The sequence below is a fragment of the Vibrio sp. ABH4_348 genome, assembly GCF_056159765.1.
Genome location: NZ_JBSWVW010000001.1, coordinates 431,626 through 444,914, shown reverse-complemented (window position 1 = coordinate 444,914; position 13,289 = coordinate 431,626). Strand labels below are relative to the sequence as shown.

General features: G+C 47.1%; 8 protein-coding genes, 4 tRNA genes and 3 rRNA genes. 1 reads left to right on the top strand and 14 read right to left on the bottom strand.

What is annotated here, in order from left to right:
• Positions 1 to 10 precede the first annotated feature (10 nt).
• The 7 genes from hscA to trmJ all read right to left on the bottom strand — a co-directional run bounded on the left by hscA (position 11) and on the right by trmJ (position 5,833).
• Complete coding sequence (gene hscA / locus ACXAFJ_RS02030) at positions 11 to 1,861, bottom strand: Fe-S protein assembly chaperone HscA (protein ID WP_475321062.1); 1,851 nt, start codon at positions 1,859 to 1,861, stop codon at positions 11 to 13.
• A gap of 12 nt (positions 1,862 to 1,873) precedes the next feature.
• Positions 1,874 to 2,389 carry a co-chaperone HscB gene (hscB, locus tag ACXAFJ_RS02025; protein WP_475321061.1) on the bottom strand — a complete coding sequence of 172 codons (516 nt, stop codon included), beginning with the start codon at positions 2,387 to 2,389 and terminating at the stop codon, positions 1,874 to 1,876.
• Between the two features lie 49 nt (positions 2,390 to 2,438).
• Positions 2,439 to 2,765, bottom strand: coding sequence for an iron-sulfur cluster assembly protein IscA (iscA, locus tag ACXAFJ_RS02020; RefSeq protein ID WP_475321059.1), 327 nt, complete (start codon positions 2,763 to 2,765; stop codon positions 2,439 to 2,441).
• 60 nt (positions 2,766 to 2,825) lie between these two features.
• On the bottom strand, positions 2,826 to 3,206 hold the full coding sequence (gene iscU / locus ACXAFJ_RS02015) for a Fe-S cluster assembly scaffold IscU (protein ID WP_475321058.1): 381 nt from the start codon (positions 3,204 to 3,206) through the stop codon (positions 2,826 to 2,828).
• 41 nt (positions 3,207 to 3,247) lie between these two features.
• Positions 3,248 to 4,462, bottom strand: a complete 1,215-nt coding sequence (locus ACXAFJ_RS02010) for an IscS subfamily cysteine desulfurase (RefSeq protein ID WP_475321057.1) — start codon at positions 4,460 to 4,462, stop codon at positions 3,248 to 3,250.
• Positions 4,463 to 4,493: 31 nt separating this feature from the next.
• Complete coding sequence (gene iscR, locus ACXAFJ_RS02005) at positions 4,494 to 5,000, bottom strand: Fe-S cluster assembly transcriptional regulator IscR (protein ID WP_475321055.1); 507 nt, start codon at positions 4,998 to 5,000, stop codon at positions 4,494 to 4,496.
• A gap of 104 nt (positions 5,001 to 5,104) precedes the next feature.
• Positions 5,105 to 5,833, bottom strand: a complete 729-nt coding sequence (trmJ, locus tag ACXAFJ_RS02000; RefSeq protein WP_475321054.1) for a tRNA (cytosine(32)/uridine(32)-2'-O)-methyltransferase TrmJ — start codon at positions 5,831 to 5,833, stop codon at positions 5,105 to 5,107.
• A 144-nt stretch (positions 5,834 to 5,977) separates the two neighbouring features.
• Here trmJ and suhB point away from each other — a divergent pair, with 144 nt between their 5' ends.
• A complete protein-coding gene (gene suhB, locus ACXAFJ_RS01995; protein ID WP_475321053.1) occupies positions 5,978 to 6,781 on the top strand; it encodes an inositol-1-monophosphatase in 804 nt (267 codons plus the stop codon).
• Between the two features lie 669 nt (positions 6,782 to 7,450).
• On the opposite strand, the gene ACXAFJ_RS01990 is transcribed toward suhB, so the two are convergent.
• From ACXAFJ_RS01990 to ACXAFJ_RS01960, 7 genes are all read right to left on the bottom strand, one after another.
• Positions 7,451 to 7,527: transfer RNA gene (locus ACXAFJ_RS01990), tRNA-Trp, on the bottom strand.
• A gap of 34 nt (positions 7,528 to 7,561) precedes the next feature.
• Positions 7,562 to 7,638 (bottom strand) — tRNA-Asp (locus ACXAFJ_RS01985).
• Between the two features lie 69 nt (positions 7,639 to 7,707).
• A 5S ribosomal RNA gene (gene rrf, locus ACXAFJ_RS01980) occupies positions 7,708 to 7,823 on the bottom strand.
• A gap of 91 nt (positions 7,824 to 7,914) precedes the next feature.
• Positions 7,915 to 10,800: ribosomal RNA gene (locus tag ACXAFJ_RS01975) — 23S ribosomal RNA — on the bottom strand.
• Between the two features lie 336 nt (positions 10,801 to 11,136).
• Positions 11,137 to 11,212, bottom strand: a tRNA-Ala gene (locus ACXAFJ_RS01970).
• A 41-nt stretch (positions 11,213 to 11,253) separates the two neighbouring features.
• A tRNA-Ile gene (locus ACXAFJ_RS01965) sits at positions 11,254 to 11,330 on the bottom strand.
• A 64-nt stretch (positions 11,331 to 11,394) separates the two neighbouring features.
• Positions 11,395 to 12,946: ribosomal RNA gene (locus ACXAFJ_RS01960) — 16S ribosomal RNA — on the bottom strand.
• Together the 16S, 23S and 5S rRNA genes with 4 tRNA genes alongside form the textbook arrangement of a ribosomal RNA operon.
• Positions 12,947 to 13,289 lie beyond the last annotated feature (343 nt).

The window sequence follows — 13,289 nt, the reverse complement described above, 5'->3', positions numbered from 1 at the left end:
TCTACCTCGTTTATATATCATCTACAGATTGACCAGATAACGCCGCGCGAATCGATTTGTCCATTCGACGCGATGCGAAGTCTTGACTCGCTTTATCTGTATCTTTAATTCCTTGCTCAATCGCATCCGCATCGTCTTGGTTACGAACGGCAATTAAGCTTTCTACCGCTTTAACTAAGTCTTGTTTTTCTTGGTCTGATAGCAAATCGTCACCATCCGCTTGTAAAGCAGATAACAAACCTTCTATGACTCGGTCTGCTTCGACGCGTTGTTCTGCCAATGCGCGAGCCAACATATCGTCTTTCGCGAAAGACATTGAGTCTTTGAGCATGGTCGCGACTTCATTGTCAGAAAGGCCATAAGATGGTTTGACTTGGATCTCTGACTGCACACCAGTGCTCTTTTCCATCGCGGTTACGCTTAGCAAACCATCAGCATCCACTTGGTAAGTAACACGAATATGCGCTGCACCTGCTGCCATTGGCGGAATGCCCTTTAGTGAAAAACGCGCTAGAGAACGACAGTCATCAACCAGTTCTCGCTCGCCCTGCACTACATGGACACTCATTGCCGTCTGACCATCTTTAAAGGTGGTAAATTCTTGGGCTTTAGCAACAGGAATAGCGGTATTGCGAGGAATGATCTTCTCAACCAACCCGCCCATCGTCTCAATGCCCAGAGATAACGGGGTTACGTCCAATAGCAGCATATCGGAATCGGGTTTGTTCCCGACTAAGATATCCGCTTGAATGCCAGCGCCAATGGCGACAACTTCATCCGGATTAATACTCGTCAATGGAGTACGACCAAAGAACTCCCCGACCATCTCGCGCACTAATAAAGTACGAGTAGAGCCACCGACCATGACGACTTCAAGCACTTCATCGCGGTCCACTTCCGCATCTTTCAGAGCACGACGACATGCCATTAGTGTTTTCTTTACCAATGGTTGAATCAAGTCGTTCATCTGTTCAAACGTCAATACACCTTGCCAACCGAGCACATCTATCTCGACTTGCTCTGCATCACTCAACGCAATCTTGGCAGCGGTTGCGGAATTGAGAAGTTTTCTGCGTTCCTGAGCGGTATAGGTTACTTTACCGATTTGCGATTCCAGATGTTCTACGATTAGATGGTCAAAGTCATCGCCACCCAGTGCAGAATCACCACCAGTAGATAAGACTTCGAAGACGCCTTTGTTCAGTCTTAGAATCGAAATATCAAAAGTGCCACCACCGAGGTCATAAACCGCGATTACACCTTCTTGCCCAGAATCCAATCCATACGCAATCGCTGCCGCAGTAGGCTCATTGAGCAAGCGTAATACATGCAGACCCGCGAGCTTTGCCGCATCTTTGGTACCCGCTCTTTGCGCGTCATCGAAGTAAGCCGGCACTGTAATAACGGCTCCAGAAAGCTCTCCACCTAATGCTTCTTCGCCTCGAATTTTGAGACTTTTTAAAATATCTGCGGAGATTTGAATCGGATTTTTAGCGCCCTGTGCGGTGCCAACGACAGGAACCCCAGATTCTGAAGAAGACAGTTGATAAGGTAACTGAGGGTAACGCTGCTTAATGTCATCTAGCGAACGTCCCATCATGCGCTTAACAGAGATAATGGTGTTTTCGGGCTCAGTTTCGGAGTGCTGCATAGCCTCTGCACCAACGACAACAGCGTCATTCGAGTAGTAAACTACTGATGGTGTAATGGCTGTACCATTGGAATCTAATAGCGTTGTTGCCTCACCACTGCGCACCGTGGCAACTAAGGAATTTGTTGTGCCTAGGTCAATACCGACAGCTAACTTGTGTTCGTGGGGAGCTGAGCTCTGACCCGGCTCAGCAATTTGTAGTAATGCCATTTGCTTTCCTATCTATCCGAGCAGTTTGTCTTCAATACGCTCAACTTCAACGCGCAATTTCGCAATGAACTTTAGCTTTCGAACGGAGTTTGCTGCGCTTTCCCAATCTTGAGTCGACAACAAGCTTTCCAGATTAATAACACTCTGCTTGTATAGCTTGGTCACTTTTTCATCGAAGTCAAAAAGCTTAGTTTCAGGGTCTGAGCTGTTAGGGATGTCTTCTAACTCCTCGCGAAAAGCCATTTGTTCCATAAGAAACTCAGGATCTTGGAGCGTTTGTTGCTCTCCTTTGAGTTCAATACCTTCAAGAAGAAGCATGTACTCTGCGCGACTGATCGGGTCTTTTAGCGTTTGATACGCTTCATTGATTTGCGCGGTCTTTTGTACAGACATTAGCTTGTCTCTTTCCGACGCCGCCGCAAACTTATCTGGATGGAATTGTTTTTGCAGTTCTCTAAACTGCGAAGAAAGAAGGCCACCATCCAGTTGAAACTGGCTTGGTAGCCCAAATAATTCGAAGTGGTTCATTTACAACGTTCCTTGACGAAAAACGTCCAGCACGTAAAGCTATCTGAACTTAGACGTTGAAGCTTTCACCACAACCACATTCGCTTTTCGCGTTTGGGTTGATGAATTCAAAGCCCTCGTTTAGACCTTCCTTCACGTAATCCAATTGTGTACCGTCTAAGTACACTAGGCTTTTTTTGTCGATGATTACGGTAACGCCGGAGTGCTCAAACACTTCGTCTTCTTCGGCATTTAGCTCATCAACAAACTCAAGGACGTATGCCATACCTGAACAACCTGTTGTCTTTACGCCAAGTCTGAGGCCCAAGCCTTTTCCTCGGTTGTGTAAAAATGCCTTCACGCGATCGGAGGCGGCTTCAGAAAGAGTTACGGCCATACTGCACCTATCTAAATTGAGCGATTAATGGAGGGAGACAATCCCTCCATTATACATGGATTAGTGATTCTTTTTCTTGTAATCAGCCACTGCTGCTTTGATGGCATCTTCTGCCAAAATTGAACAGTGAACTTTTACAGGAGGAAGCTCTAATTCTTCAGCAATCTCTGCATTTTTGATTGCTGCTGCTTCGTCAATACTCTTGCCTTTAACCCATTCAGTTACCAATGAGCTTGATGCGATCGCACTGCCACAACCATAGGTTTTGAATTTTGCATCTTCGATGATGCCTTCTTCAGTAACCTTAATTTGTAACTTCATCACATCGCCACATGCTGGTGCTCCCACCATGCCGCTACCCACTGAAGGGTCTTCTTTGTCGAATGAACCAACGTTGCGTGGGTTCTCGTAATGATCTATGACTTTTTCGCTGTATGCCATGATATTTACCTCAAATCCTATTCATCTATCCTTGTAAAGGATTAGTGATGTGCCCATTCCACTGTGCTTAAATCGATCCCCTCTTTGTACATATCCCAAAGTGGAGACATTTCTCGTAGCTTGTCTACTGCTGTGCGAATCTGTTTGATTGCGTAATCAATCTCTTCTTCAGTAGTGAAACGACCAAACGAGAATCGAATTGAGCTGTGAGCCAATTCATCGTCCAGGCCCAGTGCTCTTAACACGTAAGATGGTTCTAGGCTGGCTGATGTACACGCACTACCGGAAGAAACCGCCAGATCTTTTAGTGACATCAGTAATGATTCGCCTTCAACAAAGGCAAAGCTAATGTTTAAGTTTTGAGGAACGCGCTGCTCTAAGTCACCGTTAATTGTAACGGCTTCCATATCTTGAACACCCGCTAACAGTCGATCACGTAATTGCTTCGCATGCTCAGCATCTTTCTGCATGTCTTCTTTGGCGATGCGGAAAGCTTCACCCATGCCAACAATTTGATGCGTTGCTAAAGTACCTGAGCGGAAACCGCGCTCATGGCCACCACCGTGCATTTGCGACTCAAGACGAATACGAGGCTTACGGCGAACGTAAAGTGCGCCAATACCTTTTGGTCCGTAAATCTTGTGTGCTGTCATAGAAATCAAGTCAACTTTCAAAGACTGCACGTCGATTTCAATTTTGCCTGCTGATTGTGCGGCGTCCATGTGGAAAACAATTTTGTTTTCACGGCACAGTTCGCCAATCGCTTGCACATCTTGAATAACACCAATTTCATTATTGGCGTGCATCACAGACACAAGAACCGTGTCTTCGCGAATTGCATCTTTGAGTTTGGCGAGATCAATAAGACCGTTAGATTCTGGCGCAAGATACGTCACTTCAAAACCATCACGCTCTAATTGACGGCAAGGATCAAGAACCGCTTTATGCTCGGTTTTTACCGTAATTACGTGCTTACCCTTCTTTGAATAGAAGTTAGCTGCGCCTTTGATGGCAAGGTTATTGGACTCAGTTGCGCCTGAGGTAAATACAATTTCTCTTGGGTCAGCGTTGATTAGATCAGCAATTTGCTCACGTGCTGTATCAACCGCTTCTTCTGCCTGCCAGCCGTAACGATGTGAACGCGATGCTGGGTTACCAAACGTCCCGTCCATAGTCATGTACTGAACCATTTTTTCAGCTACTCGCGGGTCAACCGGACAAGTCGCTGAATAATCCAAATAAATGGGCAGTTTCATTTTATACTCCAGTGTAAAAAGGGTTCGTCAATTAGCTTCCTAAAGTAAGACCTGATTGACTTGGCTGTATTTTATTATTGTTAAAGCCATTACTTACAACCATCTTCAAATCTTGACGGTTGGATACTTCTAGAACATCGTTGTCAGTCATTAACTGACCTAAAGTAATATTATTCAAAAAGTCGCTAATACGAGCACTTAAGTCATACCATAAGGTATGTGTTAAGCATCGCGTGCCACCTTGGCAGTTACCTTTACCACTACATTTGGTCGCATCGACCGATTCATCGACTGCAGCGATAACTGTACCAACGGCTATGGTGTCTGCTTCTGCACCAAGTCGATAACCGCCACCTGGACCTCTAACGCTAGCAACCAAACCCGCTTTACGTAGCTTAGAAAACAATTGCTCTAGGTAAGACAATGAAATGCCCTGCCTTTCTGAGATATCCGCCAGCGGTACTGGGTTCTGTTGTGAATGCAACGCTACGTCAAGCATTGCTGTCACAGCGTATCGTCCTTTTGAAGTAAGTCTCATAACACCATATCCACTTTGTTACTGTGGTATGAATGGTGTCATACCTGACTATTTTGGTCAACTTTAAATTTGACCAAAATAGTCAGGTATTATTTTCAAATTGCTTATTTCTGTTTCAATGCTTTGCTGAAAGCTGTTAAGACGCCACGTAAGATATTGAGTTCCTGAGTTTCTGGTTGTGCTCTTAAAAACATTCTTTTCAGTTTGTCCATCACTTTGCCTGGCTGTTCAGAACCGAGAAATTCTGTTTCTATCAATACTTCTTGTAAGTGAGTAAAGAAGCCGTTTAATGCTTCATGTCGCGGGTATTCTTGTACGTTACCCTCAACTTTTTCACTTTTTTTACTGTTGAGCATTGCCATACGAATTTCGTAACAAAGCGTTTGAACTGCCATTGCAAGGTTCAACGAGCTGTATTCGGGATTGGCAGGAATAGCCACGTGATAGTGGCATTGTTGTAACTCATCATTGGTCAGCCCAGTTCGCTCTCGACCAAACACAACCGCTACTTTTGAAATTTGCGCACGCTCGACCAACTTCTCACCACATTCGCGCGCATCCAACATTGGCCATGGGAGCGTTCGAGAACGGGCACTGGTTCCCACGACAAGCGAACAATCTTTAACCGCTTCATCTAAGTTAGAAACTACCGTTGCTTCGAGAGCAATTTCACTGGCACCTGCCGCCAACGCAATAGTTTGAGCATCGACTTCACATTGAGGATCGACCAATACCATGTCCGTTAATCCCATCACTTTCATTGCTCGTGCAGCTGAGCCGATATTACCTGAGTGAGAGGTTCCTACGAGCACTACTTTAATCTGATCCAACATAATAATTCGCGACTAAATAAATCAGCGGTGAATACTACCATAGTTCAACCGCATTTCGACACGGAAACAAATGGCTTTATTTTTAACCGCACTCTGATATACTCGCGCCGATTTTCGTTCTTTAACATCTTTCGGGTTATAACTATGCATCCAATGCTAAACATTGCGATTCGTGCTGCGCGTAAAGCAGGCAATCACATTGCAAAATCACTAGAAAACAAGGATAAAATTGAGTCGTCGCAAAAAGGAATCAACGACTTTGTGACTAACGTGGATAAAGAAGCAGAAGCTTTAATTATCGACACAATCAAGCAGTCTTATCCTGACCATTGCATAGTTGCAGAAGAGTCTGGCCTTTCCGAAGGTAAAGACAAAGATGTTCAATGGATCATTGACCCGTTAGATGGCACCACAAACTTTGTTAAAGGTTTGCCACATTTCTCAGTCTCAATCGCAGTCAAAATTAAAGGTAAAACTGAAGTTGCCTGTGTTTACGATCCAATGCTTAATGAACTGTTTACTGCCCAACGTGGTGCCGGTGCTCAGTTAAACAACGCTCGTATTCGTGTACCTCAACTAAAAGATCTATCAGGCTCTGTTTTGGCAACCGGGTTTCCGTTCAAGCAAAAGCACCACTCTGAAAGCTACTTAAAAATTGTCTCCTCACTGTTTACCGAGTGTTCAGACTTCAGACGTACAGGCTCAGCTGCGTTAGATCTATGTTATCTAGCGTCTGGCCGTGTTGATGGTTACTTTGAACTTGGCCTAAAGCCGTGGGATATTGCGGCAGGTGAATTAATAGCGCGTGAAGCTGGTGCGATAGTTACCGATTTTGCTGGTGGCACTGAGTACATCAAATCAGGCAACGTTGTAGCGTCTAGCGCACGCGGTGTTAAGTCTCTACTAAAACACATCCGTGACAATGCAAATGAAGCAATCTTAAAGTAATCTTCGTTGTCCTTGTATTGATGAAAGCCGAGCTATTGCTCGGCTTTTTTATTGCCAGCAGTTCCAATCAAGGGAAATACTCTATAGCTTGAACCTCAATATTTTCAACGAGACTTTACGATAAGGCGGTTACTGAGCTGACGACAATGACACTTGCCCAAGCTGGCGTTCCAGTTTTGCTTAACAGAAGCAAAAGACTAAAAAACTAGTCTTCCAACTCAGGCTTTAAATATGTACAGGTGGAGATATTCGACTGAGATTGTTATCAAGTTCCCGACACGCACTATTTTGGTAAGTCGGTGGATCCGCAACTCTAATGGTTGATTACTTCAAATATCTAATAGTAAAAAGGCTCCGATCCTTCGATTAGAGCCTTAAATATGGCAGAGGTGGGATGCGGCGGTACACCGGGGATTCGACTAGGCTGGTATTCCGGCCCCAAATACGCACTACTGTTGGTAAGTCCGGAAACCCTCTATTCAGCGAATTGATTGCTTAAACATCCAAAAGCAAAAAGGCTCCAGTCTTTCGACTAGAGCCTCTAGATTACAGCAGGGTGGACAAACTCAAAATCCCAACACGCGCATGTTTGGGTATTAGCGGAATTCGATGCTTTGGTTCATCACTCATATAAAAAAGCCTCAGCATTTCTGCTGAGGCTTCATAATATGGCAGGGGTGGAGAGATTCGAACTCCCAACACGCGGATTTGGAATCCGCTGCTCTGCCAATTGGAGCTACACCCCTATCTTCGTGTTTATTGAGACGACTCTCGAATAAGTGGCGGAGCGGACGGGACTCGAACCCGCGACCCCCGGCGTGACAGGCCGGTATTCTAACCAACTGAACTACCGCTCCGCACTGGTTAGACTCTTGAGTCTAAGTTTTTGCCTTTAGATTTTTCTAAAATCTAAAAACGAAAATAAAGCCTGGCGATGTCCTACTCTCACATGGGGAAGCCCCACACTACCATCGGCGCTAATGCGTTTCACTTCTGAGTTCGGCAAGGAATCAGGTGGGTCCACATCGCTATGGTCGCCAAGCAAATTCTTTAATTCGGAAAGCTGTTTAAGGTTCTGTATTTACACATTCAACGTTCTTGCTTTGAGTCCATCAAAACCCTTTGGGTGTTGTATGGTTAAGCCTCACGGGCAATTAGTACAGGTTAGCTCAACGCCTCACAACGCTTACACACCCTGCCTATCAACGTCGTAGTCTACGACAACCCTTTAGGACGCTTAAAGCGCCAGGGAGAACTCATCTCAGGGCTCGCTTCCCGCTTAGATGCTTTCAGCGGTTATCGATTCCGAACTTAGCTACCGGGCAATGCGATTGGCATCACAACCCGAACACCAGAGGTTCGTCCACTCCGGTCCTCTCGTACTAGGAGCAGCCCCCTTCAATTCTCCAACGCCCACGGCAGATAGGGACCGAACTGTCTCACGACGTTCTAAACCCAGCTCGCGTACCACTTTAAATGGCGAACAGCCATACCCTTGGGACCGACTTCAGCCCCAGGATGTGATGAGCCGACATCGAGGTGCCAAACACCGCCGTCGATATGAACTCTTGGGCGGTATCAGCCTGTTATCCCCGGAGTACCTTTTATCCGTTGAGCGATGGCCCTTCCATTCAGAGCCACCGGATCACTATGACCTGCTTTCGCACCTGCTCGAGCCGTCACTCTCGCAGTTAAGCGGGCTTATGCCATTGCACTAACCTCACGATGTCCAACCGTGATTAGCCCACCTTCGTGCTCCTCCGTTACTCTTTGGGAGGAGACCGCCCCAGTCAAACTACCCACCAGGCACTGTCCTCAACCCCGATAAGGGGCCTAAGTTAGAACATCAACACTACAAGGGTGGTATTTCAAGGACGGCTCCACGCTATCTGGCGACAACGTTTCAAAGCCTCCCACCTATCCTACACATGTAGGGTCAATGTTCAGTGCCAAGCTGTAGTAAAGGTTCACGGGGTCTTTCCGTCTAGCCGCGGGTACACTGCATCTTCACAGCGATTTCAATTTCACTGAGTCTCGGGTGGAGACAGCGTGGCCATCATTACGCCATTCGTGCAGGTCGGAACTTACCCGACAAGGAATTTCGCTACCTTAGGACCGTTATAGTTACGGCCGCCGTTTACCGGGGCTTCGATCAAGAGCTTCGCGCAAGCGCTAACCCCATCAATTAACCTTCCGGCACCGGGCAGGCGTCACACCGTATACGTCATCTTACGATTTTGCACAGTGCTGTGTTTTTAATAAACAGTTGCAGCCACCTGGTATCTGCGACTCTCGTCAGCTCCATCCGCAAGGGACTTCACCATCAAGAGCGTACCTTCTCCCGAAGTTACGGTACCATTTTGCCTAGTTCCTTCACCCGAGTTCTCTCAAGCGCCTTGGTATTCTCTACCCGACCACCTGTGTCGGTTTGGGGTACGATTCCTTACAATCTGAAGCTTAGAGGCTTTTCCTGGAAGCATGGCATCAATGACTTCATCACCGTAGTGACTCGACATCGTGTCTCAGCCTTAGAGAGGTCCGGATTTACCTAAACCTCAAGCCTACGCACTTGAACCTGGACAACCGTCGCCAGGCCCACCTAGCCTTCTCCGTCCCCCCATCGCAATTGTAAGAAGTACGGGAATATTAACCCGTTTCCCATCGACTACGCCTTTCGGCCTCGCCTTAGGGGTCGACTTACCCTGCCCCGATTAACGTTGGACAGGAACCCTTGGTCTTCCGGCGAGGAGGTTTTTCACCCCCTTTATCGTTACTCATGTCAGCATTCGCACTTCTGATACCTCCAGCAGCCTTTACAGACCACCTTCAACGGCTTACAGAACGCTCCCCTACCCCGCAATCAAAGATTGCAGCCGCAGCTTCGGTTTATAGCTTAGCCCCGTTACATCTTCCGCGCAGGCCGACTCGACTAGTGAGCTATTACGCTTTCTTTAAATGATGGCTGCTTCTAAGCCAACATCCTAGCTGTCTAAGCCTTCCCACATCGTTTCCCACTTAGCTATAATTTGGGACCTTAGCTGGCGGTCTGGGTTGTTTCCCTCTCCACAACGGACGTTAGCACCCGCTGTGTGTCTCCCGGATAGTACTTACTGGTATTCGGAGTTTGCAAAGGGTTGGTAAGTCGGGATGACCCCCTAGCCTTAACAGTGCTCTACCCCCAGTAGTATTCGTCCGAGGCGCTACCTAAATAGCTTTCGGGGAGAACCAGCTATCTCCAGGTTTGATTGGCCTTTCACCCCTAGCCACAAGTCATCCGCTAATTTTTCAACATTAGTCGGTTCGGTCCTCCAGTTGATGTTACTCAACCTTCAACCTGCCCATGGCTAGATCACCTGGTTTCGGGTCTATATCCAGCAACTGAGCGCCCAGTTAAGACTCGATTTCTCTACGGCTCCCCTAGTCGGTTAACCTTGCTACTGAATATAAGTCGCTGACCCATTATACAAAAGGTACGCAGTCACCCCGAAGGGCTCCTACTGCTTGTACGTACACGGTTTCAGGTTCTATTTCACTCCCCTCACAGGGGTTCTTTTCGCCTTTCCCTCACGGTACTGGTTCACTATCGGTCAGTCAGGAGTATTTAGCCTTGGAGGATGGTCCCCCCATGTTCAGACAGGATATCACGTGTCCCGCCCTACTCGATTTCACTGATGATGAGATGTCGGTTACGGGGCTATCACCCTTTATTGCGGCACTTTCCAGAGCCTTCACCTGTCTCATTAAAAGCTTAAGGGCTAATCCAATTTCGCTCGCCGCTACTTTCGGAATCTCGGTTGATTTCTTTTCCTCGAGGTACTTAGATGTTTCAGTTCCCCCGGTTCGCCCCTTACACCTATGTATTCAGTGCAAGATAATTGCTTATGCAATTGGGTTTCCCCATTCGGAAATCGTAGACTCAAGTGGCTGTTACTGCCTAATCTACGCTTATCGCAAGTTACTACGTCCTTCATCGCCTCTGACTGCCAAGGCATCCACCGTGTACGCTTAGTCACTTAACCATACAACCCCAAAGGGTCTTACTTAACAAAAAGTAAGGTTAAACAACCAAAGTTGTCTCTCAGTTATTTACATGAGTGAGAGACTGATTTTGCCGGACTCAAATAATTTCTTTTGCTTTCTAAAAGCGAAAACAAAAGCCAAGAACACTTGAATGTGTGTTGGTACCTAAATCACTTATATTTCAAAGTAAGTTAGGATTTGAGAACTTTTAAATGAATAACAACGCATATCCGAAGATATGGGGATTGTTGTTATTCGTCAGCTTTCCAAATTGTTAAAGAGCTAGTTTCTAATGAAACCATTTTTAAAGACTCTCAAGAGAGAATATTTAAAGATGGTGGAGCTAAGCAGGATCGAACTGCTGACCTCCTGCGTGCAAGGCAGGCGCTCTCCCAGCTGAGCTATAGCCCCATCAGGTGTGATACTGTACTCCAATCTCCTGGGAGGAAAATTGGTGGGTCTGAGTGGACTTGAACCACCGACCTCTCGCTTATCAGGCGAACGCTCTAACCACCTGAGCTACAGACCCAGTATCGTCTCTTAAACGTATAAACCATCAATCTGTGTGAACACTCATCGCAATAATCTTTTCGTAAGGAGGTGATCCAGCGCCAGGTTCCCCTAGCGCTACCTTGTTACGACTTCACCCCAGTCATGAACCACAAAGTGGTGAGCGTCCTCCCGAAGGTTAAACTACCCACTTCTTTTGCAGCCCACTCCCATGGTGTGACGGGCGGTGTGTACAAGGCCCGGGAACGTATTCACCGTAGCATTCTGATCTACGATTACTAGCGATTCCGACTTCATGGAGTCGAGTTGCAGACTCCAATCCGGACTACGACGCACTTTTTGGGATTCGCTCACTCTCGCAAGTTGGCTACCCTCTGTATGCGCCATTGTAGCACGTGTGTAGCCCTACTCGTAAGGGCCATGATGACTTGACGTCGTCCCCACCTTCCTCCGGTTTATCACCGGCAGTCTCCCTGGAGTTCCCACCCGAAGTGCTGGCAAACAAGGATAAGGGTTGCGCTCGTTGCGGGACTTAACCCAACATTTCACAACACGAGCTGACGACAGCCATGCAGCACCTGTCTCTCAGTTCCCGAAGGCACAAGACTGTCTCCAGTCTCTTCTGAGGATGTCAAGAGTAGGTAAGGTTCTTCGCGTTGCATCGAATTAAACCACATGCTCCACCGCTTGTGCGGGCCCCCGTCAATTCATTTGAGTTTTAATCTTGCGACCGTACTCCCCAGGCGGTCTACTTAACGCGTTAGCTCCGAAAGCCACGGCTCAAGGCCACAACCTCCAAGTAGACATCGTTTACGGCGTGGACTACCAGGGTATCTAATCCTGTTTGCTCCCCACGCTTTCGCATCTGAGTGTCAGTATCTGTCCAGGGGGCCGCCTTCGCCACCGGTATTCCTTCAGATCTCTACGCATTTCACCGCTACACCTGAAATTCTACCCCCCTCTACAGTACTCTAGACGACCAGTTTCAAATGCAGTTCCCAGGTTGAGCCCGGGGCTTTCACATCTGACTTAGTCATCCACCTGCATGCGCTTTACGCCCAGTAATTCCGATTAACGCTCGCACCCTCCGTATTACCGCGGCTGCTGGCACGGAGTTAGCCGGTGCTTCTTCTGTTGCTAACGTCAAATGATACCGCTATTAACGGCACCACCTTCCTCACAACTGAAAGTACTTTACAACCCGAAGGCCTTCTTCATACACGCGGCATGGCTGCATCAGGCTTGCGCCCATTGTGCAATATTCCCCACTGCTGCCTCCCGTAGGAGTCTGGACCGTGTCTCAGTTCCAGTGTGGCTGATCATCCTCTCAGACCAGCTAGGGATCGTCGCCTTGGTGAGCCTTTACCTCACCAACTAGCTAATCCCACCTGGGCATATCCTGACGCGAGAGGCCCGAAGGTCCCCCTCTTTGAGCCGAAGCTATTATGCGGTATTAGCCATCGTTTCCAATGGTTATCCCCCACATCAGGGCAATTTCCCAGGCATTACTCACCCGTCCGCCGCTCGACGTCCAACAAATCATCCGAAGAGTCAATGTTGCCGTTTCCGCTCGACTTGCATGTGTTAGGCCTGCCGCCAGCGTTCAATCTGAGCCATGATCAAACTCTTCAATTTAAGTTTTGGTTGGCTCAATGAATACTGACATTACATATGTAATGTTGAATTGACTGTGCTGAATCCGAAGATTCAATGGTCACTTCGTTCATTGAAACCGAATTTGAAGCCTAAGCTTCTAATTGGATTATCATCAACGAGTGCCCACACAGATTGATAGGTTTATATTGTTAAAGAGCGTTTCTCTATAAAAGAGAGGCTTCTCAGCCTATTTGCTTGTCTGGTTACCCTTCGAAGCGGATTGCCATTCTAGCGATATCCTTTTATGTGTCAAATACTTTTTACATTTGATTTTGTCAGGTTTCGCTGGACAACGGAGGCGCATTATAGGGAAGAGTTTGAC